At 67.2% G+C, this 21,020-nt stretch carries 16 protein-coding genes; 4 read left to right on the top strand and 12 right to left on the bottom strand.

Annotation, left to right across the window (positions count from 1 at the left end):
• Window positions 1–26 precede the first annotated feature (26 nt).
• Complete coding sequence (locus tag WJ542_RS27660) at window positions 27–1,220, bottom strand: M20 aminoacylase family protein (RefSeq protein ID WP_411192757.1); 1,194 nt, start codon at window positions 1,218–1,220, stop codon at window positions 27–29.
• Between the two features lie 120 nt (window positions 1,221–1,340).
• Between WJ542_RS27660 and WJ542_RS27655 the strand changes: the two genes are divergently transcribed.
• On the top strand, window positions 1,341–2,240 hold the full coding sequence (locus WJ542_RS27655; protein ID WP_411192756.1) for a LysR family transcriptional regulator: 900 nt from the start codon (window positions 1,341–1,343) through the stop codon (window positions 2,238–2,240).
• A gap of 75 nt (window positions 2,241–2,315) precedes the next feature.
• On the opposite strand, the gene WJ542_RS27650 is transcribed toward WJ542_RS27655, so the two are convergent.
• The 7 genes from WJ542_RS27650 to WJ542_RS27620 all read right to left on the bottom strand — a co-directional run bounded on the left by WJ542_RS27650 (window position 2,316) and on the right by WJ542_RS27620 (window position 13,500).
• The gene (locus tag WJ542_RS27650) at window positions 2,316–3,056 is read right to left on the bottom strand and encodes a 3-ketoacyl-ACP reductase (RefSeq protein ID WP_411192755.1); all 741 of its coding nucleotides are present in this window, start codon (window positions 3,054–3,056) and stop codon (window positions 2,316–2,318) included.
• Between the two features lie 156 nt (window positions 3,057–3,212).
• On the bottom strand, window positions 3,213–4,100 hold the full coding sequence (locus tag WJ542_RS27645; RefSeq protein ID WP_411192754.1) for a transglutaminase family protein: 888 nt from the start codon (window positions 4,098–4,100) through the stop codon (window positions 3,213–3,215).
• On the bottom strand, window positions 4,097–6,709 hold the full coding sequence (locus WJ542_RS27640; protein WP_411192753.1) for a circularly permuted type 2 ATP-grasp protein: 2,613 nt from the start codon (window positions 6,707–6,709) through the stop codon (window positions 4,097–4,099). Before WJ542_RS27640 ends, WJ542_RS27645 begins: the two co-directional genes overlap by 4 nt.
• 50 nt (window positions 6,710–6,759) lie before the next feature.
• Window positions 6,760–10,209, bottom strand: a complete 3,450-nt coding sequence (locus tag WJ542_RS27635) for a transglutaminase family protein (protein WP_411192752.1) — start codon at window positions 10,207–10,209, stop codon at window positions 6,760–6,762.
• 356 nt (window positions 10,210–10,565) lie between these two features.
• On the bottom strand, window positions 10,566–11,357 hold the full coding sequence (locus WJ542_RS27630) for a hypothetical protein (RefSeq protein WP_411192751.1): 792 nt from the start codon (window positions 11,355–11,357) through the stop codon (window positions 10,566–10,568).
• A gap of 206 nt (window positions 11,358–11,563) precedes the next feature.
• Window positions 11,564–12,610 carry a 2-dehydropantoate 2-reductase gene (locus WJ542_RS27625; protein ID WP_411192750.1) on the bottom strand — a complete coding sequence of 349 codons (1,047 nt, stop codon included), beginning with the start codon at window positions 12,608–12,610 and terminating at the stop codon, window positions 11,564–11,566.
• A gap of 122 nt (window positions 12,611–12,732) precedes the next feature.
• On the bottom strand, window positions 12,733–13,500 hold the full coding sequence (locus tag WJ542_RS27620; protein WP_411192749.1) for a class II aldolase/adducin family protein: 768 nt from the start codon (window positions 13,498–13,500) through the stop codon (window positions 12,733–12,735).
• Window positions 13,501–13,862: 362 nt separating this feature from the next.
• Between WJ542_RS27620 and WJ542_RS27615 the strand changes: the two genes are divergently transcribed.
• The gene (locus tag WJ542_RS27615; protein WP_411192748.1) at window positions 13,863–14,417 is read left to right on the top strand and encodes a DUF4142 domain-containing protein; all 555 of its coding nucleotides are present in this window, start codon (window positions 13,863–13,865) and stop codon (window positions 14,415–14,417) included.
• Between the two features lie 51 nt (window positions 14,418–14,468).
• Here the strand turns inward: WJ542_RS27615 and WJ542_RS27610 are convergent, their stop codons facing one another.
• Window positions 14,469–15,206, bottom strand: a complete 738-nt coding sequence (locus tag WJ542_RS27610; protein ID WP_411192747.1) for an OmpA family protein — start codon at window positions 15,204–15,206, stop codon at window positions 14,469–14,471.
• Window positions 15,207–15,494: 288 nt separating this feature from the next.
• On the bottom strand, window positions 15,495–16,187 hold the full coding sequence (locus WJ542_RS27605) for an aspartyl/asparaginyl beta-hydroxylase domain-containing protein (protein ID WP_411193512.1): 693 nt from the start codon (window positions 16,185–16,187) through the stop codon (window positions 15,495–15,497).
• A gap of 237 nt (window positions 16,188–16,424) precedes the next feature.
• Between WJ542_RS27605 and WJ542_RS27600 the strand changes: the two genes are divergently transcribed.
• On the top strand, window positions 16,425–16,691 hold the full coding sequence (locus WJ542_RS27600) for a hypothetical protein (RefSeq protein WP_411192746.1): 267 nt from the start codon (window positions 16,425–16,427) through the stop codon (window positions 16,689–16,691).
• Window positions 16,692–16,711: 20 nt separating this feature from the next.
• Here the strand turns inward: WJ542_RS27600 and WJ542_RS27595 are convergent, their stop codons facing one another.
• Both WJ542_RS27595 and WJ542_RS27590 read right to left on the bottom strand, forming a co-directional pair.
• On the bottom strand, window positions 16,712–18,061 hold the full coding sequence (locus WJ542_RS27595; protein ID WP_411192745.1) for a sigma-54-dependent transcriptional regulator: 1,350 nt from the start codon (window positions 18,059–18,061) through the stop codon (window positions 16,712–16,714).
• On the bottom strand, window positions 18,046–19,515 hold the full coding sequence (locus WJ542_RS27590) for an ATP-binding protein (protein WP_411192744.1): 1,470 nt from the start codon (window positions 19,513–19,515) through the stop codon (window positions 18,046–18,048). The genes WJ542_RS27595 and WJ542_RS27590 overlap by 16 nt, the downstream gene beginning before the upstream one ends.
• A gap of 337 nt (window positions 19,516–19,852) precedes the next feature.
• Here WJ542_RS27590 and WJ542_RS27585 point away from each other — a divergent pair, with 337 nt between their 5' ends.
• The gene (locus WJ542_RS27585; RefSeq protein WP_411192743.1) at window positions 19,853–21,016 is read left to right on the top strand and encodes an efflux RND transporter periplasmic adaptor subunit; all 1,164 of its coding nucleotides are present in this window, start codon (window positions 19,853–19,855) and stop codon (window positions 21,014–21,016) included.
• Window positions 21,017–21,020 lie beyond the last annotated feature (4 nt).

The following is a 21,020-nucleotide window of genomic DNA, read 5'->3' as shown; positions in this document are numbered from 1 at the left end:
CCCGCGGTTGCGGGCGCGTGGTTCGTTCAGGAGTCCATGAGGAAGCGTTCCGCAAGCAGCGTCCAGTATGCCGAGCCCACGGCGACGTTATCGTCGTTGAAATCGAATCCGGGGTTGTGCACCATGCAGCCGGTCGGGCCGCTCTCGTTGCCGTTGCCGATCAGCAGATAGCAGCCGGGGCGCCGTTCGAGCATGAACGCGAAGTCTTCGCTGCCGGTGAGCGCCGGGCCTTGCGGCGTCACCCGCTCCTCGCCGACGAGTTCGACGGCCACGCGGCATGCGAATTCCGTTTCGGCCGTGGTGTTGACGAGTGCCGCGTAGCCGTGCTGATAGTCGATTTCGGCCGTCACGCCGAAGCCTTGCGCGATCGAGTGCGTGAGTTCGACAACGCGTTTTTCGAGCAGCGCGCGCACCTCGGGCTTGAGCGCGCGCACGGTCAGTTCGAGGCGCGCGGTTTGCGGAATGACATTGTTCGCGGTACCCGCCTGCATTAGGCCCACCGTGATGACGGCAGTGTCCTGCGGGTCGACGTTGCGCGACACGACGGTCTGCAGCGCCGTCACGAGGGTCGCGGCCGCGACGACCGGATCGTTCGCGCGGTGCGGGGAAGCGCCGTGGCCGCCGCAGCCGTGAATCGCGATCGCCACCTTGTCGGACGATGCCATCATCGGCCCGTCGCGGAACACCAGATGCCCCTGAGGAACGCCGGGCGCGTTGTGCATGCCGAAGATCGCGTCGCACGGGTACTTGTCGAACAGGCCGTCGTCGATCATCCGCGCGGCGCCGCTATCGGACTTCCCGTATTCCTCGGCCGGCTGGAAGATCAGGTTCAGCGTGCCGGAGAAGCGGCCGCGCTCAGCGAGCGTCCGGGCCGCGCCGAGCAGCATCGCCGTGTGGCCGTCGTGGCCGCACGCGTGCATCACGCCGTCATGGCAGCTCGCGTGGGCGAGCCCGGTCGCTTCGTGGATCGGCAGCGCATCCATGTCGGCGCGAATGCCGAGCGCGCGCGTGCCGTTACCGCGGCGCAACTGCGCGACGAGGCCGGTGCCGCCAAGCCCGCGCTCGACGCGATAGCCCCACGCCTGCAGCCTATCGGCAACGAGGTCGCTGGTGCGTCGCTCCTGAAACGACAATTCGGGATGGCGATGAATATCGCGCCGGATCGAGACGTATTCGTCGGCATGACGCCGCACGTCCTGCAAGAGTTCTTCAGCGTACATATATCGGGCTCGCGGTGAGGGGAACGCCGACCATGGTAGATATCGAAAAATAATAATTCCAATGCATAATTCTATGGATCAGCATTACCATGACTCATAGACTATTCATCTGGCCACAGCATGAACCTCGCCCAACTCCAGCATCTGATTGCGCTCGCCGACACCCAGTCGTTCAGCAAAGCGGCGCAGCGCGTCCACGTGACCCAGCCGGCGCTGAGCCGCAGCATCCAGGCGCTGGAGGAGGAACTGGGCGAGAAGCTGGTCGACCGGATAGGGCGGCGCAATGAGCTCACCCCGTTCGGGCTGACCGTGGTCGAGCGCGCGCGGCATATCGTGTTCGAGACCACGGAGCTGATGCAGAGCGGGAGCCGGCTGCGGCAGGGTGTCGAGACGCCGCTGCGTGTCGGCTTTGGCTCCGGGCCAGGCGTGCTGCTGACGGTGCCGCTGATGCTGCATTTCGCGAATACTTATCCGCGCGCGAAGCTCAGCATCGCGCGCGGCGCGATCGAGCTGCAGTTGCAGGCGCTGCGCGCGCGCAAACTCGACGCGATCGTTGTCGACATGCATTCGCTAGGTGCGGCCGCGGACCTGATGATCGAGCGGCTGCCCGATCTGCGCGCGGGCTTTATCGCCCGTGGCCAGCATCCGCTCGCGAGGCAGGCCGAAGTCACGCTCGCTCAGATGCGGCAATATCCGATCGTGTCGACGGTGTTGAGCGATATGGCGTCACGCAGGATGCGCGAGCGCTTCGGGCCCGAAGGCGATCCGCAGCAACTGATCACGCTGCGTTGTGAGGACATCATGTCGTGTATCGAGGTGGCGCTGGCAAGCGACGCGATCTTCCTGGGCATTCTCGCGGCGGCGCGCGATCGTCTCGCGCGGGGCGAACTGGTCGAGTTGCCGATCAGCCCGTCGGGCCCCGGCCATGCCAATCTCGCCATCGTGACGCTGGCGGGACGCAGCGAAACACCGTTGATGCCAATGCTGCGCAATTTCGTGTTTGCGCATATGCACGACTGAGGCGGCGACTGTGGGCGACGGAACAACAAGGCGCCCGGTTGGCAAACCTCGACAAACCCCGGGCGCTCTTGCCGCTTAGCTCATGTGCAGGCCGCCGTTCAGCGAGAAGTCGGCGCCCGTCGAAAAGCCCGCGTCGTCCGACGAGAGCCACGCGACGATCGACGCGATTTCTTCCGGCGCCCCAAGCCGCCGTACCGGAATGCTGGCCACGATCTTCTCCAGCACCTCGGGCTTGACCGCACGCACCATGTCCGTGCCGATATAGCCCGGCGAAACGGTGTTGACCGTCACGCCCTTGGTGGCCACTTCCTGCGCGAGCGCCATCGAAAAGCCGTGAATGCCGGCCTTGGCCGTCGAGTAGTTGGTCTGCCCGAACTGGCCTTTCTGGCCGTTCACCGACGAGATATTGACAATGCGGCCCCAGCCGCGCTCGACCATGCCGTCGATCACCTGTTTGGTGACGTTGAAGAGGCTCGTGAGGTTGGTGTCGATGACGGCGGTCCAGTCTTCGTGCGTCATCTTGCGGAACACGACGTCGCGCGTGATGCCCGCATTGTTGACCAGCACGTCGACCTCCCCAACGTCCTTCTTGACCTTCGCGAAGGCGGCGGCCGTCGAATCCCAGTCGGCCACGTTACCTTCCGAGGCCACGAAGTCGTAGCCCTGTGCCTTCTGATCTTCGATCCATTTCGCGCGACGCTGCGAGTTAGGCCCGCAGCCGGCGACCACGGTGTAGCCGTCCTTGAACAGCCGCTGGCAGATTGCGGTGCCAATGCCGCCCATTCCGCCGGTTACGTAAGCAATGCGCTTCGCCATAAATCCTCCTTTCATTTTTTGGGGGGTATAAGCCAGTCAACAAAAGCCAGGGAGGATGGAAGTCAGTTTGACGACCGCGCGCGCGCCGCACGATGGGCATTAACCCGTAGGTAAAAACGCCGAAAACCGGGACCCGGCGCGCGGTGCACCGGCCGTTCAGACCGGCAGTACGCTGACTGCCACCTCCACCTGATGCTCGCCGCCGCCGAGCAGCGAGCCGCGCAGAAGCGACACGTCGCTATAGTCGCGGCCGATGGCGAGCGTCACGTGATCGAGGTCGGCAAGAACGTCATTGGTGGGATCGAGGTCGATCCAGCCGCTTGCCGGACAGTGGACGGAGAGCCACGCGTGCGAGGCGTCCGCGCCAATCAGGCGCGGCTGGCCCGGCGGCGGGTCGTTGCGCAGATAGCCGCTCACGTAGCGGGCCGGCAGGCCGAGCGAGCGCAGGCAGCCGATCATCACCTGCGCGAAATCCTGGCAGACCCCGCGCCGCATTGCGAAGGCACGCACGGCAGGCGTGTCGAACGCCGTGGCCGAGGTCTCGTACGCGAAGTCCGCATGAATGCGATGCATCAGGTCGATGGCGCCCTGGGCGATCGGCATGTCCTGCGGGAAACTCGGCAAGGCATAGGCGCGCAGCTCGGGACTCGGAACGACGTTCGGCGATGCGAAGCAAAATTCGGACTCCGGATAAAAAGGCGTGCCCGCACGATAGCGCAGACCTTCGGCCACCTGCTCCCACGCGGGCGTCGTGGAGGCGTCGAGCGCAGCCCGGCGGGGTGATAGCTGTACGACCGTTTCACTCGTCATGCATAGTGCTTCGTGCGGAATATCGAGGGCGAAGTAAAGCACGTCGTTGCCGAATGCGTCCATGCGATTCGACAAATAAGCAGGATAAGGTTCGATGCTTTCGGTATGCGAGACGATCTGCTGCCATGCGCAGGCAAGCGGGCGGATCGTCGCAAGATGCTGCGCGGTCGCCACGGTCGTGGAATAACGATAGGTCGTACTGTGGGAAACGCTGAGCGTCACGGGGCCACTCATGCGCCCCCCTGCTGCGCGGCGCTCGCCGCATGGCTGAAGTAGCGTGCGCTGATTTCGGTGGAAGCCGCCATCGCGATCGCGCACAGCCGCTCGCACACCTCGACGAGCACGGGATAGCCGCCGCCCGGATCGGTCGTGCATAGCGGCTCCAGCGTGGGCAGCGTCGCCGCTTCGGGCATCAACTCGCGGAACGGCCGCCGCGACGTGCCGCCCGCCGACTCCTCGATCTGCGCGAGCTTGCGGCGCAGCCGCACGTAGACGCCATACAGGGCGCGCGGATTGGTCTCGTCGATGACGAGCAGGTCCAGCAGCGCCGGCACCTCCAGCCGCCCGGGGTACATCGAGCGGTAGGTGAGCGTCGAGTCGAACAGTTGCAGCAGCACGTCGAAGCCCTCCGGGCGGGCGAGCAGTCCGTTCGCCGCCACCGTGCGCAGGAACGTGCTCATCGCCCACAGGCGTTCGATATGGCGGCCCGCGAACAGCAGGCGCCAGGCCTCGTCGCGCGTCATGCGGTCGCCCTGCGCGCCGCTGATCGCCGAAAGCTGCGTCGCGAGACGTTCGAGCACGTCCATGAGCGCCACGCGGTCGTAGCGTTCGCCGGCGCTCGCGGGCGCAAAGCGGGCCAGGGCGTCGCGAAAGTCATTGCGCGCCGCGAGTATCGTGCGCCAGTGGTCGTTCGCGAGGCGCCCGCGCACTTCCCCGCAGGCGCGCGCCTGGCTCGCGAGGCAATAGCCGATGCCGGGCACGTTCGAAGATTCGCCAAGACTCGCCACGAGCGCGCGTTCGAACGCATGCGGCGAGCCGCGCACCGCCGTCTCTCCCGCGGGGATCAGGGAGCCCAGCGAGGCGAGCTCGACAAACGACGCGAACATCGTGTCGGCATCGTTGCTTTCCAGCGAGCCCAGGATCAGCCGGCACAGGCGCACGCCGTTCTCCGCGCGCTCGCCATAGCGGCCCGACCAGAACAGGTTCTCCGCCGCGCGGCTCGATACGGTGCGATGCCGGCGCGTGGCGAGGTCGCCCGGCTTCATGGGCGAAGGCAGCAACGTAAACGGCGGGCTGGGCTGCTTCGAAAGCACCCACGTATCGACGCTGCTGCCGCCAAGCTGCATCGACTCCGTGGCCTGGCGTTCCGCCGCGAGACGCGTGAAGCCGCCCGGCACCGCGCGCCAGTTGCCGGCGAAATCGGCAATCGCGTAGACGCGCAGCACCGAAGGGCGGCCCGCCAGCGTGCCGTCCTCGTAACGCGGCATGCAGGAGTAAGCGAGCGGCGCCTGGATCGTGAAGGCGTCCGCGGCACGGTCGATACGTTCGCACCATGTCGCCAACGGCTGGCGTCCCGCGGCCATGCCCGGGGCGCTTCCGGGCGGCGGGCCGGACTGCGAGTTTGACTGCGAATTTGACTGTGAAGCGGGCCACGTCGGCACGACGAACGCTTCGTCGAGCTGCGCGAAGGCCGCCTCGCGAGCCGCCGCTTCGCCGCACCACCAGGTCGGCACGCTCGGCAGCGCGAGCGTCTCGCCCAGCGCGGCGGCGATACCCGGCATGAAGCCGTGCAGCGCGGGCGATTCGACGAAGCCCGCGCCCGGCACGTTCGACACCACCACATTGCCCGCGCGCATCACCTGGAGCAGGCCCGGCACGCCGATGGTCGAGTCGGCACGCAGCTCGACGGGGTCGCAGAACACGCCGTCGAGGCGGCGCAGCACGGCATGCACGCGTTCGAGGCCGTTGAAGGTCTTCAGGTACAGCTTGTCGTCGCGCACCGTGAGATCCTTGCCCTCCACGAGCGTCACGCCCAGATAACGCGCAAGAAATGCGTGCTCGAACCAGGTCTCGCTGAACGGACCCGGCGTGAGCAATGCGATATGCGGTGCGGCGCCGGCATCGTCCGCGCGCAGGGTCGTGCGCGCCGCCTCGGCCAGCGTGCCGATCAACTGCGAGTAGGCCGGCGCGAGGCGGCGCACGCGCATCGAGCGGAACGCGTCCGTAAAGAGGCTCGACACGATCAGGCGGTTTTCGAGCGCGTAGCCGAGACCCGAGGGCGCCTCCGTGCGATGCGACATGACAGTCCACGTGCCTTCGGGCGAGCGCGCGAGATCGACGGCGACGATCTGCAGGTAGCCGCCGCCCGGCGGCCGGTAGCCCTTCACGGGGCGCAGATAGCCCGGATGCCCGAACACGAGGGCCGGCGGCAGCAGGCCGCGCTGCAGCAGCGTCTGCGCGCCGTAGGTGTCGGCGACGATGGCGTCGAGCAGCCGCGCGCGCTGGATCACGCCGCGCTCGATGTGCGCCCATTCGGCGTCGTCGATCAGGAACGGCAGCAGGTCCAGCGCCCAGGGACGCGGCTCGCCCTTGTCGGCATAAACGTTGTAGCTGATGTCGTTGTCGCGCACCTGGCGCGCCACCGAGTCGCGCACCTTGTCCAGCCCCGCCGCGCCCTCCTCGCCCAGCAGCTCGAAAAACTGACGCCATGGCTCGCGCAGCGCGCCGCTCTCGTCGCGCAGTTCGTCCCAATGCCCGGCGCGCGGCGGCAGCAGACGCAGGCTCGACGGCGCGTGAGCGAGGGACGCCGTGGCGTCGAAGGGCAGGATCGACTGGAATGACAAGTTCGTATCGGCTCGACTAACTGGCGTGCCCCCGGGTCGCGGCACGGAATTCAGGAGCGGCGCAGATCCAGCGTGAACGGAAACTCCAGGCTGCGTTCGAGCGGCTTCACCTCGACCGGTCCCGGCGTATGACCGATCGTGAAGAAGCGCGCGCGGCGGCGGCTTTCAGCTTCGTAGGCATTCACGGGAAACGTCTGGTAATTACGCCCACCCGGATGAGCCACATGATACTGGCATCCGCCGACCGGGCGGCTCGTCCAGGTATCCACAACATCGATCGTGAGCGGCGCATGCACACCGATGGCCGGATGCAAGGCGGATGCCTGGGCCCACGCCCGAAAGCGCACGCCCGCCACGTATTCGCCCGCGCGGCCGGTGGGCTGCAACGGCAGCGGCTCGCCATTGACCGTCACCACGTGGCGATGGTCGTTCAGTCCCAGCACGCGTATTTCCAGCCGCTCCACCGAAGAGTCGACATAGCGCACCGTGCCGCCCGCCGAGCCCTCCTCGCCCATGACGTGCCACGGTTCCAGCGCATTGCGCACGGTGAGCGCGAGGCCGCTCGCGTGCAATTCGCCTACCAGCGGAAAGCGGAACTCGAAATGCGGCGCGAACCATTCGCGCTCGAAGGCATAGCCCGTTGCGCGCAGGTCGGCCAGCACGTCGTCGAAATCCATCTGTACGAACGTGCTCAGCATGAAGCGGTCGTGCAGCTCGGTGCCCCAGCGCGTCAGGCGCGCCGTGTAAGGCGTGCTCCAGAAGCGCGCCACCAGCGCGCGCAGCAGCAGTTGCTGCACGAGGCTCATGCGCGCGTGCGGCGGCATTTCGAAGCCGCGCAGCTCCAGCAGGCCGAGGCGGCCCGTGGGGCCGTCGGGCGAATAGAGCTTGTCGATGCAGAACTCGGCGCGGTGCGTGTTGCCCGTCACGTCGATCAGGATATTGCGCAGCGTGCGGTCGATGAGCCAGGGCGGCACGCGGCTGCCCGCGCCCATTTCCGCGAGCAGATCGAGCTGGCGTTGCAGCTCGCGGAACGCGATCTCCAGTTCGTAGAGCTGATCGTTGCGGGCCTCGTCCACGCGCGGCGCCTGGCTCGTCGGGCCGATGAAGAGCCCCGAGAACAGATACGACAGCGAGGGATGGTTATGCCAGTACGCGATAAGGCTCGCGAGCAGGTCGGGACGGCGCAGGAACGGGCTGTTCTCCGGCGTCGCGCCGCCGAGCACCAGATGGTTGCCGCCGCCCGTGCCGGTATGGCGCCCGTCGAGCATGAACTTCTCGGTGCACAGGTACGACTCGTGCGCGGCCTCGTAGAGGTATTCCGTGTGATCGACCAGTTCGTCCCAGTTCGAAGCCGGATGAATGTTCACCTCGATCACGCCCGGGTCGGGCGTCACCTGCAGCAGCTTCAGGCGCGGGTCGCGCGGCGGTGGGTAGCCCTCGATCACAATCTTCATGCCGAGGTCCGACGCGGTCGCTTCGACGGCGGCCAGCAGGTCGAGGTAATCGTCCAGCGCGGTCAGTGGCGGCATGAAGACATAGAGCAACTGGTTTGCACTGCCGATCAATTCGTTCTCGACCTTCGGTCCCGCCGCGCGAGCCGGATCGCGTACCTCGACGCACAGCGCCGTACGCGTGATCCAGGACGCCGATTCGCCGCGGGCAGGCATGCGGTTCGCGTCTGGCCCCAAGCCGTGGACGCCCCCGTTGCCCTGCGCGCTGGCGCTCGTCTCGTTCCTGTGGCTTGTCGGGCCGGCGGCCGGCCGCCCTTCCTCGCGATACTGCGCGCGCAGCTCGGCCGCCTGGCGCAGCGGCACGGCCGGCGCGAACGGATCGTGCGTGTGCTGCCACGGATAATCGGTGGCCGAGACCCACGGCAGCGATTCGAGCGGCAGGCGGTAGCCCATGGGCGAATCGCCCGGAATCAGGTACAGGCGTTCGTCGCGGAAGAACCATGGCCCCGTCACCCAGCGCGGGCCCGCCAGCGAACCTTCCTGTTCGCGCGCGAGCGGCAGCACGTAGCCCGTCACGGCCGGAAGTCCAGCTTCGAACACGCGACGCAGACGCACGCGCTCGAGCTCGTCGTCGAGGCGCGAATCGAACGGATCGACGTTCACCGGCAACCGGCGCTCGCGCCACAGGTAATACCAGGTGTCTTCGTAGGCCGGCTGGATATGTTGCGCGTCCAGTCCGAGCTTGCTGGCGAGGTGGCCGATGAAGCGGCTCGCGTCGTCCGCCGTGCGCGGCTCGGGCTCGCGCTCGTCGGCGAACAGCGAGGGGTCGTGCCAGCACGGCTCGCCGTCCGCGCGCCAGTAGAGCGACATCGCCCAGCGCGGCAACTGCTCGCCCGGATACCACTTGCCCTGCCCGACGTGGAGAAAGCCGGCCGCGCCATAGCGCGCGCGCAGCTTGTTCATCAGCGCGGTCGCATAGCCGCGCTTCGTGGGACCGAGTGCGTCCGTGTTCCACTCGGCCGCGTCGCGGTCGCGCACCGAAACGAAGGTCGGCTCGCCACCCATCGTGAGCCGCACGTCCATCTCCGCAAGCTGCGCGTCGATATGGCCGCCCATGTGCAGCACGGCAGCCCATTGTTCGTCGCTGTACGGCTTCGTCACGCGCGGCGTTTCCAGTACGCGCGTGATCGACATGCCATGGTCGAACTCCACCTCGCACTCGTCCACGGCGCCCGAGATCGGCGCGGCGCTACCCGGCTCCGGCGTGCACGCCACGGGAATATGGCCTTCGCCGGCCAGCAGCCCCGAGGTGGGATCGAGGCCGATCCACCCCGCGCCCGGCAGATAGACTTCACACCAGGCATGGAGATCCGTGAAATCGACTTCGGTGCCGCTGGGGCCGTCCAGCGCCTTCACATCCGGCGCAAGCTGCAGCAGGTAGCCCGAAACGAAGCGCGCGGCCAGCCCGAGCTGACGCAGCGTTTCCACGAGCAGCCAGCCGCTGTCGCGGCACGAGCCCGAGCCGAGCGCGAGCGTTTCCTCCGGCGTCTGCACACCGGGCTCCATGCGGATCAGATAGCGGATCTCCTGCTGCAACCGCTGGTTCAGCTCCACGAGAAAGTCGATCGTCTTGCGCGGCGTGCGGTCGATGCTCTCGACAAAGCTCGCGAAGCGCGGCGTGGGCTCGCGCCTGACGAGGTAGGGCGCGAGCTCGCGCTGCAGGCCGGCCGGATAGACGAAGGGGAACTGCTCCGCTTCCGGTTCCAGGAAAAAATCGAACGGGTTGTAGACCGCCATTTCGGCGACCAGGTCGACCGTCACCTTGAAATCCTGCGTGGGCGCCGGGAAAACGAGCCGCGCCTGCCAGTTCGCGAAAGCATCCTGCTGCCAGTTGACGAAGTGCTGGGCAGGTTCGATACGCAGCGAGTACGACAGGATCGGCGTGCGGCAATGCGGAGCGGGCCGCAGCCGGACGATCTGCGGCGAGAGATGCACCAGCCGGTCGTAGCGATAGTGCGTGACATGATTCAGCGCGACTCGAATAGACACACCAGGCTCCTGATCAGATCATCGTGAACCGACGTCCTGCCTCGCGCCTGTCGCTTCTTTGAGTCGCGGCATGGCCGGCCGGAATCGGGCAAGCTCGCTGCAATGTTGGTACCGGAATGTGACAGTTCGCGATCGACGCGAGGCCCCAGGTGTACGCAGCTTCCATGCCAACCTGGGGTTGCGCGCAACATCGCACGCGCAAGGGGACATACCCCCTGCTTCACGAGGGAACGCTCGTGTTCAGTGCCGAAGAAGAGAAACGTGTGAGCAGCCGGCACGGGCAGACGCACCGGATCGGTGCAGTGCGCGCGCGCGGCGCACCATCGAAGGACGGCGCAGGCGCGAAGCGCCGCGCCTCACGGCTGCGCGGCAAGCGCAGCGGCGTAACGCAGGTACAGCCAGGCCCCACATCCGGCGCTGACGAAGACCGAGGCGATGCCGACGATCGCCCCGCTGATCGCATTGATGCCGCCAATGCCGTGGCGCCGCGCCGCGACCTCGCAGAGCATCGCCACACCGGACACCGCCAGCATCGGCAGCGTGGCGGCCATCTGTGTCAGCCAGATGCTCCAGCAATGTCCGCGCGTGTCGGCCCATGCCGCCCGAATCCGCATGCCTCCACCGATAGCGACATGCGTGGACAGCAGGCTGAGCCGCATCAGCAGGAAGAAGCCCACGCACATCGCGACGAGCATGCCGAGCCCTATCAAGGCTGGAATGAGGATGGGCGATCCGAGGTGGTGCCTCGCCGCCAGCAGCCACACGACACCGGCCCCGAGACCGAAGCCGATGGCCGCGAGGGCCAGCACGAAGAGGCACAAGACATAGATCAGCCCGAGATAGCGCCAGTAGTTTCGACCGAAGAGCGGCTCCGAGTCCGCCTCGCGTGCGCCCAGCAGCACGAAGCGCAGCGCGTGCACCGTCAGCGTCGCAAGGAGCGCGATCTTGACCAGTTCGAACGCACCCAGTGGAACATACGTGATGACCCGGAACGGCGGGCGCCGATCAGGCTTCAGCACGCCCTCGACAAAGGACGCCATCCATACCAGCACGAACATCAACGTCACGAGGCCGGGCCGATGCTGAACATAGCGCCAGCCGTCGCGCCACGCGCCCTTCACGCACTGCCCGAAGCCGATCGCCTCCATTCGTGCCCCCTGTATGCCGTCTCAGATGCGCCCACCTGTTTGCGACGCGAATGATTTTCTGGCCTGCCCGCCCAGCCGCGAGCCTGGTCTGCGGATTCTGGCACGGGGTCATGCACGGCATGTGTGGGGTAACGCACGAAAGCCCGCAGCGGCGCTATGGCAGTGCTCTGCGCCGAAAAATCATCAGTTATGCGAATTAAAAAGCTTCAGGCACGCGCCAGTTCCCCGGCACGTGCGCCCGCAGCAGCCGCACGCAACTGCGCCAGCAGATCGGCGCCGGACCACGATGGACGGGTCAACGCCCGCTCGGCCTCGCGCACCAGCTCGCACAGGCGCGCGTTGACGGGCGCCTTGCGGCCCAACCGGTCGGCCAGGCGCGGCACCTCGCCGTTGATCCAGTCGATCTCGGTCTTGCGGCCCGCCGCGAGGTCGTCGGACATCGAGGAGCGCGCGAGCGGGTCGATCGTCAGCATGCGGCGGCCAAGACGTTCGAACCAGGCGTCCGGCAGGGCGAGCAGCCGGGGAATCCAGTGCGGCGGAAATGGCGTGAGCCGCGCAGGACGAATGCCTGCCGCGCTCAAGAGCGAGAGGGCCTCGCGCTGCGCCATGGCAAGGCACTGCCTGTAGGCGCGCTGCGCGAGTTCCTCCTTCAGCGGCCGGTTCGCCAGGGCGTTGATCGCATTGTTCAGGTTCAGGAGAAGCTTGGACCACTGCACCGGCAGCATCTCGTCGTGCTCCACGAGCGGCAGGCCCGCCCGGCTGAAATCGGCAAGAAACGGCTGTAGCGTCGGGGCTCGCTGCACTTCGAGCGCGCCCGCCGTGGCCTGATGAAAAGCGCCCGGGCCGCGCTCGACCACGTTGAACGGCACCATGCCCGCCAGCACAGGATGGTTCGGCAACGCGGCGCGCAACACGTCGGCATTGCCCACGCCATTCTGGAAGCTGGCGACCGGCACGCCGGGCCGCAGCACCGCCGCGAGTTCCGCAGCGGCTTCGGCGGTGGCGGCCGACTTCACGGTGACGAGCACGAGATCGGCCGATGCCGCCGCGGCGGCGTCCGTCGCATAGTCGACCTGATGAGGCGCCGCCAGCCAGCGCTGACCGCTGTAGTGCGTGAGACCGACGCCATGCTGGCGCAGCAGCCCGCCCATGCGCTCGCGTCCGATGAACACGACATCGCTCCCGGCCGCGAGCAGCCGGCCGCCGAGGTACACGCCGATCGAGCCGGCGCCATAGATACAGATCCTTGCCATTTCCCTGCCTCAGTACACCATGCGTGCGGCATGCGCCTCACCAGCGCTCCCCGAACATTCGCCGGGCATGCAGGCCGCATTCCGGCAGATCGATGCGCAGGTCGGCCTGCGCGGCCCAACCCTTACTCCGCGTAACCGGGATTCGCGCGGTCGAGACGGCGCAGCAGCCCCGGCCAGACGAGCGCGCCCGGGCTCATGCCGCGCGTCACCTCGACGATCTGGCGTTTGATGCCGGCGAGGATGGGCTGCGGGATCGAACGCAGCGCGCCGCCGCCGGCCTGCGCACGCACCTGGATCATGCAGGAGGCTTCGAAGAAGTACATCGCGACGAATGCGTCGGCAGCCGATTTGCCCACCGTCAGCAGACCGTGATTGCGCAGCATCAGGTAGGTGTTGCTGCCGAGATCGGAGACGAGACGCGGCTTCTCCTCTTCGTTGAGCGCGATGCCCTCGTAATCGTGATACCCCAGCGACGCGAGCACGCCCAGCGACTGCTGCGAGAGCGGCAGAAGGCCCTCTTCCTGCGCCGAAACCGCCACGCCGTTCACCGAATGCGTATGCATCACGCACAGCGCATCCTCGCGCGCGGCATGCACGGCGCTATGGATCGTGAAACCGGCCGGATTGATCTCGTAAGGCGAGTCCATGACCTTGCGCCCTTCCAGATCGACCTTCACGAGAGAGGACGCCGTGATCTCGTCGAACATCAGCCCATACGGGTTGATGAGGAAGTGATGCTCGGGACCCGGCACGCGCGCCGAAACATGCGTGAAAACCAGGTCGTCCCAGCCGAACAACGCGATGAGCCGGTAGGCGGCGGCGAGGTTGACCCGCGCGGTCCATTCGGCGGGGGAAACGGTCTGCTTCACGTCGGATTGCAATGCGCTCACGGTTTGTCTCCGGATCAGGGGTTGTGGTGTGGGACGTCGTTGCGTGCTTGAGTCCTTGCCAGGATGCGGCGCTGGACCGAAGCGAGCCCTCATGATCGGCATATTGGCACGCGAAATCTGTCGGGTACGCGACAACCCTGTGCAGCGCCCAAGGTGCCCGCGATGCCGCCTGCATCGTTACCAACCGTTACAGAAGCGACGCCATCGTTTCACCTACCGCCGGAGCGAGTTTCTAGAATTCGTCAGACCGTTGGGCAGCCACTCCGGGTCATCCCCATCCGGCCCGACGGTCCCGCGCAAGGCCGCCCTGGCTGCGGCCGCGCCGGTGCAGTCGATACCAACCACGCAGAATGGAGCTTTCTATGACTCGCCTCTCGCTGGCCTCGATCCTTGCCACGTCCGCCTTCGGCCTTTGCGCCGTTGCGCTCAACGCCCATGCTCAAACCCCGGCGGCGCCCACCACATCCGACGCCGGGGAACTGCATGCCGCCGACAAGACCTTCATCAGCGATGGCACCCAGACCGTTGCGACCCAGCGCGATGCCGCGCGCATTGCGGACTCGCGTTCCACCGACCGTGACGTGAAGGCCTTCGCCGAAAAGCTGGTGTCCGACTATACGAAGCTTTCCGATTCGTTGCGCGCGGCGAGCCCGCGCGGCGTCGATGTGCCGGCCAACGATCCCGACACGGCCACGCTGGCCGGCATTCAGGATCTGCGCGGCGCCGATTTCGACAAGAAATATATCGAGCAGGTGGCGCTGGACGGCCAGCAGAAGACGCTTTCGGCCTTCCAGGCCGAGATCGCATCGGGCCGCGACGCGGGCCTGAAGAAGGCGGCTACCGCCGCATTGCCCATGATCCAGGCCGATTACGCCAAGGCGCAGGAATTGGCCAAGCGTAAGCATCTCGCGGGCTGATCGATCATCCCGAATGCGCCGGCTCGCTCGATGAGGGGGCCGGCGCGCGCATCACTGCGTAGCCATCCCCGGCCCGGGCGGCGGCCCCGACGGCGCGTAGCGCTCGCCGGTCCGCGCGAACGTGACGATCTCGACACGCCGGTCGGGCTGCAGGCACGAAATAAGGCTATCCCGCGCCTGATTGTCGGAGCAGTGCGTGATCGGATCCTGCGCGCCCAGACCGCGCGCATCGATACGCCCGGCCGGGATGCCCTGCTGCACGAGCAGCGCCTTCACCGCATCCGCGCGACGTTGCGACAGTTCCAGGTTATATGCCGGCGAACCCAGACGGTCCGTATACCCGCGGACTTCGATATGGCCGAAGCGCGTTGCACTAAGCTTCGCCGCGACGTCGCGGATTTCGGCACGGCCACCCGGCAGGATGTCCGCAAGATTGCCCCGGTCGAACGCGAACAAGGCATCGGCCGACAACCGCATCACCTGCGCGACGGGCGCGGGCGGCGGGGGCGGCGCGGCCACGCCGCGGGCAACGACGACCCAGTGGCCCGGCACCCAGACGTAGCGACCGTACTGCCAGGCCCAGTAGCCGCCCGTCCACATGTAGCCTCCGCGCGGCGGCGGCGCAGCCTCATAGACCGGCGCCGGCGGCGCCAGCACCATCACCTGCGCCGAAGCCGGCGCGATGCCGCCCAATCCTGCGGCGGCTGCGAGCGCGGCACCCGCCGCCAGTTCGATTGCGATGCGGCGGCGCCGGTTGCCAATGTCGTCACGGAAAATAGCGGGTTTCATGTTTTATCGTGCAAAGCGTTGAATGGGGAGTCGGCGCAAAGACGGCAGAGACTGAGGCCGTGACCCAAGGCTAACGGCTTGCACGATGAAAAGTTTTTGCGGAGTGTAAGTAAACGTCGGTGCAAGCTTGGGCGCTGCGAACACACGCCCCCGCGCTGAAAGACGTGTTTTACCGGGACTCGCAGGGCGCGGCGGCCGCGTGCGGCAATCGCCGAAGTAATGCCGAGTAATAAACCGGCTGTAAGCCGGATACATCGGTTAAATAGGCGTTAAATCTCGCGAGTCGGCCTAAACCGCAATTCTCGATCCGCGCAAATAAATCCCCAGCCGCACGAGCGCGATCACCGCCCCCGACAAAAGCCGCATGTCGCGCGGCATGCGGCGGCGGCGAATATCGAGCAACAGCACGACGCGCACAGCGTTGCTGGCATTGCGCACTTCGTGCTCGAACGTGTCGTCCCACAACATGAATTCGCCGTCGTGCAGACGATGGTCATGGCCGTCGACGGTCAGCGTCGCCGCGGGTCGCCCATCGGCGTCGAGCGGCATCGAGAGGACGAGATAACCGCGCAGAATGCCGCGAAATGGCCCGCGATGCGGCGGAATGTGCTTGCCCGGCGCGAGAAAGGAAAACGAAGCCGAAAGCACGTCGGGCGACCGGGCCACGACTGCCGCGAGCGTGGGACAACGCGCGAGATTACGGGCAAAGCGCACGCCGTAAGCCTGCATGATGTACATGCGCCAGTCGCGTCCGTCGTTGGCCGAGATGTCGGCCTGCTCCCGCATGATTTCGTGAAAGCGTGGGATGCGGCCGAGGCTGGCCGCGACTTCCAGCGCCTCGGCGCGTATCGCCTGCCAGTTCGCCACGAAGTGTTCGGCGTCGGGGAAATGACGGGGGGCGTCGAGCACGGCCGCATCGTGCAGACGCCGGTCGTAGATGCGCCGCATGAGCCGCGCGCCGCTGTCATAGAGCCGGTTCATGAGCGTCGCGGCGGCATTGGCCAGCGTGTTGGCTGCCTGGGAGTCGTGTTTCTGCATCAACGAGTCGGATGGTCGGGTTCGTCGATCTATTGTCTCGCGAACACCTGACGGAATGACTACGTTGCTGCGGACCAACGGTCAGCCCGCAGCGAGCCTCGAAGCCATACCCGGCGCGGGCGCGCGCCTTGCGGCGCCGCGCGTGACATACTCCCGAACCTGGAAAGTACAGATACCGCCATGTTTCCTGCCATTACCACCCTCGCCCTGCTGATCATCGGCTATGTCCACGCCAACATTCCCCGCTTTACGGTGGCGGGTCGCAAGCGCTTCGTCGCGCACGCTGTGCTGCTGGCGGTCGGCCTTCTGTTCGGCGTGATCTGCGCCATGCTGGCCGGGCCGCTGGCGCCACCGTGGGTGGTGATCGCGTGCGGCGCCGGCGTCGTCCATGCGCCCGCGTTCTGCGTGCTCGTCATCAAGCGCATCAGGCATTCGGGACGAAGCTGAGCGCGCGAGGTACGAGCGGATCAGTCCTCGCCCTCGGGTCCCCTGTCGTCCGCCTCCTCGATACCATAGCGCTTGAGCTTCGCATAGAGCAGTTGACGATTGATGTTCAGCCGCCGCGCCGCGTCCGTGCGGTTATTGCCGCTGTGCCTGAGCGCGCGGCGTATGAGCATCTCTTCGAGGCGCGCGAGCGCGGAAGGCAGGTCTTCGTCGGGCCAGTCGAGCACGTGATCCGCGCCCGCGCGCTCGCCCTGCAGGAACGCGAGATCGGTCGTGTGGATATACTCGCCGCGCACCATCACGGCCACGCGCTCCATCGCGTTCTTCAACTCGCGCACGTTGCCGGGCCAGCCATAGCGGATCAGATGTGCCGCGGCGTCGGCGGACAGGCGCTTGCGCGTGAGCGCGCGGGCGAGGAAATGCTCGGCGAGCGGCACGATGTCGGCAATGCGCGCCGAAAGCGGCGGCAGATGAATCGGCACCACGTGCAGCCGGTAGTAGAGGTCTTCGCGAAAGCTGCCTTCGCGCACGCCTCGCATCAGGTCGCGGTGCGTCGCCGCGATCACGCGCACCTGCACGGGTACGGGCCGTCCGCCCACCGGCGTCACCACGCGTTCCTGCAGCGCGCGCAGGATCTTGGCCTGCATCGCCATGCCCATGTCGCCGATCTCGTCGAGAAAGAGCGTGCCGTGCGCGGCCTGGCGGAACGCGCCTTCGCGCTCGGCGCTCGCGCCCGTGAACGCGCCGCGCGTATGGCCAAATAGTTCGCTTTCCAGAAGATCGGCGGGAATCGCCGCACAGTTCACCGCGACGAACGGCCCGCGATTGTGCAGGCCGTGTTCGTGGATCGCGCGCGCGACGACTTCCTTGCCCGTACCCGTTTCGCCGGTGAGCAGCACGGTGGCGTCGCTGTCGGCGAGTACGCCGATGGTCTTCTGCACCGCGCGCATCGCCTCGCTCGAGCCGATCAGCGTTTCGGGCTCCGCGCTCGCCACGAGCGGCTGCGGCTCCACGATGCTCGCGAGCATGCGCTCCAGCACCTGGGCGATATCGTTGCGGCCGATAGGCTTGGTGAGGTGGTCGAAGGCGCCAAGGCGCATGGCCTCGATCGTGTTGGACGCCGTGGCGTGCGCGGTGAGCACGGCAACCGCCGGAGCGGCCGGACGCTCGCGCAGGCGGCGCAGCACCTCCAACCCGTCGATGCCCGGCATGCGCAGATCGAGGAACATCGCGCTCACGGGTTCGCGCTCGACGAGTTCGAGCGCCAGCGCGCCGTTCGCGGCGAGGCAAACGCTGTGGCCGAGGTCGCGCACGACTTCGGCGAGCGCGTCGCGCATGGTCTCGTCGTCGTCGACGATCAGGATGTGGGCCATGGCAATACCATTTCGAATGTCGTTCCGTTCGCGCGCCGCACGAAGCGGGCCACGCCGCCGTGCGCTTCCGCCACTTCGCGCACAATCGAAAGGCCGAGGCCCGTGCCGTCCGGGCGGCCCGTGACGAACGGCTCGAACAGGTGCTCGAGAATCGCGGCAGGCGGGCCCGCGCCTTCGTCGTGAACCGCCAGGATGGTGGCGTCGTGCTCGCGCCGCGCGGCCACCACGATACGGCTGCCGGAGGGCGCCGCCTCGATCGCGTTGAGGATCAGGTTGTCGAGCGCGCGCTCCAGTTGATCGGGATCGAAGCGGGCCTCGTGAAGATCGCCCGTGCGCGTCATCGTAACCTGCTTCGCCGCGGCCCGATCCGCATGCCGTGCGAGGCACGCGTCGAGGAACGGCCCGATCGCCACCTGCTCGCGCCGCGGCTCGTCGTGCTCCGTGATGCTGAGGAGGCGCCGCACGAGCGCGTCGAGCCGCTCGATCTGTCCGAGTATCACCTGAAGCGCCTGCGGCTGCCGCTCGGGGCCCGCCGCCACGGCGCTCTCCGCCTTCAGGCGCATCGCCGCGATCGGATTGCGGATTTCGTGCGCGACGCCTGCGGCCACGCGGCCAATCGCGGCCATCCGCTCGGCCGTGGCCATCTGGCGCGCCAGCGTGTCGGCGCGCTGGCGCGCAGCCGAAAGCCGCCGCCCCGCCTCGTTCAGCGCGAGCACGATGCGGTCGAGCTCGCGCTCGCGCGTGGCGGGCAGCACCGGCAGCTCGGCCACGTCGTAGGCGTTGAGCGCGCTCTCGATTTGCGAGACGTGGCGCGACCAGGTCATCGTGAGATGCGTGAGCAGCGCCGCGGCCGCCAGCACCATGACGAGCAGCACGCCGAGACCCGCCATGAGCTGGTGGTAGCTGCTGCCCGCGAAGGTCAGCGCCCAGCTCATCGTCCAGGCGGTGAGGTGCGGAATCGGCCCGGGCAGCGGGCACGCCGCCAGCAGGAGCGTCTGCGACTGCCCCCGGTAGCGCTTGCTCGTCGTGTGGTCGCTCGCGAGCGCGGCCTCGTTGATCGCGCGAATGCGCGGCAGCTCGCCTCCGGGCGGGTCGGTGCGCTCCACCGCGCCGGGGTAGGTGGGATACGCGTAGGCAAACGAGCCCGCTTCGCCGCTCCAGATGCCGCCCTGAATGCCGGGCCGCGTGCGCAGCGAGCCGTCGAGCAGATCGCTCAAGCGGCGGTGCACGGTGGCGTCGTCGAGGCCGGCCTTCAGCTCCGGATGTGCCTCGCTATAGGTGCGGTAGGCCGCCGCGATCGAGTCGCAGGCGCGCGTGTTCTCGGTCGCGGCCTGATTCAGCAGCGCATCCGCCGATTGGTGAAACAGTCCGACCATCAGGACACCGGTCGCCAGCGCCGCGCCAACGAGGAGAACGAGCAGCAGGATCAGCCGGCCGCGTAGGGATCGGAGCATGTCGGTCCAGTTACGGTTTTCAGTGGTGGTGAGGGACAGGGGCATTATCCAACGCGAAAGCCGTGCCAGGCGAGCCGCGGGTTCCCGCGCCAGCCGCCAGGCGCCGGCCAGCCTGCGCGTGTCGCAAATCACGACACGGCCTGTTGGGTTTTACGACAGCGGCCGGCCGTCCGATCCCGGTCATCGCCCGGAAAACCCAAGCCGCATCGTTGCGCTCTGCCTGGCATGTCCTTTGCAGAGGATGGCACGCGTTTTATCCCTCCCCGCGTGGCCAGGATCGTCCCGATCGAACCCGCATGGCGATGGCGGCGCGCTTACGGGCCCCGATCGAGGCGTTATGAATAGAAAACACATCAACTGGGTAGCACTCGCTATCGCAGTGCTGCTCGTCGCCGTCGCGGCGTGGTTCTTCCTCGGCCGGCGCCCTGCCGCGAGCAACGCGGCGGCGCCGCGCGGCATTCCGGTTTCGGCCGTCGCCGTCAAGCTGGCCGACGTGCCCGTGTACATCGACGCGCTCGGCACCGTCACGCCCATCCGCACCGTGACGCTGATCACCCAGGTCAACGGCATTCTCGATTCGGTCGGCTTCAAGGAAGGCCAGCGCGTCAAGAAAGACCAGGTGATCGCGCACATCGACTCGCGCCAGCTCGAGGCCGAGCTGCAGCAGGCCCAGGGCACGCTCGTGCACGATCAGGCCACGCTCGCCAACGACCGCCTGAACCTGCAGCGCTACCAGGTGCTCATCAAGACCGGCTCGATCACGCAGCAGCAGCTCGACACGCAGGTGGCCACCGTCAAGCAGGACGAGGGCGCGGTCACAGCCGACACGGGCAACGTCAAGAATCTCCAGGTGCAGGTGAGCTACTGCACGATCACGTCGCCGGTGGACGGCGTGATCGGCCTGCGCCTCGTCGATCCAGGCAACTACGTGACGACGACGAGCACGACCGGCATGGCCGTCATCGCCCAGCTCGAACCGATCACCGTGATCTACGCGGTGCCGGAGGACTACCTCGGCCAGATTCACGAAGCCATGGCGCGCGGCCCCGTGAAGGTGCTCGCCTGGGACCGCGACAAACGCAAGCTCCTCGCCACCGGCACGCTGCTCGCGCTCGACAACCAGGTCGACACGACCACCGGCACGGTCAAGGTCCGCGCCCAGTTCGATCACGCGGGCGACGCACTCTTTCCGAACCAGTTCGTGAATGCGAGCATGCAGGCCGACACGCTCGACCAGGTGCCGGTGATCCCGACCGCGGCGATCCAGCACGGCACCAACGGCGACTTCGTCTTCGTGGTGGGCGCGGGCAACAAGGCCGTGCTGCGCAACGTAAAGGCGGGCCCGGTGAGCGGCGACGACACGGCCATTCCCGACGGCAGCGTGAAGCCGGGCGAGCGCGTGGTGACCGACGGCGCCGACAAGCTCGACAACGGCTCGCTCATGCGGGTTGTTTCGTCGCCGGCTGTCTCGTCACCCGCTGTTTCGTCCGCTTCGCACTGAACAG

Source organism: Paraburkholderia yinzeri (assembly GCF_046581065.1).
Taxonomy (GTDB): Bacteria; Pseudomonadota; Gammaproteobacteria; order Burkholderiales; family Burkholderiaceae; genus Paraburkholderia.
Note: the sequence above shows the minus strand (reverse complement) of the source record. Positions and strands in the feature narration are given on the sequence as shown.

What these genes read in the sequence shown, in the direction of transcription:
- WJ542_RS27610 (WP_411192747.1), bottom strand. Translation starts at nt 15,206, where the DNA reads ATGAAACCCGCTATTTTCCGTGACGACATTGGCAACCGGCGCCGCCGC.
- WJ542_RS27625 (WP_411192750.1), bottom strand. Translation starts at nt 12,610, where the DNA reads ATGGCAAGGATCTGTATCTATGGCGCCGGCTCGATCGGCGTGTACCTC.
- WJ542_RS27615 (WP_411192748.1), top strand. Translation starts at nt 13,863, where the DNA reads ATGACTCGCCTCTCGCTGGCCTCGATCCTTGCCACGTCCGCCTTCGGC.
- WJ542_RS27630 (WP_411192751.1), bottom strand. Translation starts at nt 11,357, where the DNA reads ATGGAGGCGATCGGCTTCGGGCAGTGCGTGAAGGGCGCGTGGCGCGAC.
- WJ542_RS27655 (WP_411192756.1), top strand. Translation starts at nt 1,341, where the DNA reads ATGAACCTCGCCCAACTCCAGCATCTGATTGCGCTCGCCGACACCCAG.
- WJ542_RS27650 (WP_411192755.1), bottom strand. Translation starts at nt 3,056, where the DNA reads ATGGCGAAGCGCATTGCTTACGTAACCGGCGGAATGGGCGGCATTGGC.
- WJ542_RS27595 (WP_411192745.1), bottom strand. Translation starts at nt 18,061, where the DNA reads ATGGCCCACATCCTGATCGTCGACGACGACGAGACCATGCGCGACGCG.
- WJ542_RS27660 (WP_411192757.1), bottom strand. Translation starts at nt 1,220, where the DNA reads ATGTACGCTGAAGAACTCTTGCAGGACGTGCGGCGTCATGCCGACGAA.
- WJ542_RS27605 (WP_411193512.1), bottom strand. Translation starts at nt 16,187, where the DNA reads ATGAACCGGCTCTATGACAGCGGCGCGCGGCTCATGCGGCGCATCTAC.
- WJ542_RS27645 (WP_411192754.1), bottom strand. Translation starts at nt 4,100, where the DNA reads ATGAGTGGCCCCGTGACGCTCAGCGTTTCCCACAGTACGACCTATCGT.
- WJ542_RS27585 (WP_411192743.1), top strand. Translation starts at nt 19,853, where the DNA reads ATGAATAGAAAACACATCAACTGGGTAGCACTCGCTATCGCAGTGCTG.
- WJ542_RS27590 (WP_411192744.1), bottom strand. Translation starts at nt 19,515, where the DNA reads ATGCTCCGATCCCTACGCGGCCGGCTGATCCTGCTGCTCGTTCTCCTC.
- WJ542_RS27600 (WP_411192746.1), top strand. Translation starts at nt 16,425, where the DNA reads ATGTTTCCTGCCATTACCACCCTCGCCCTGCTGATCATCGGCTATGTC.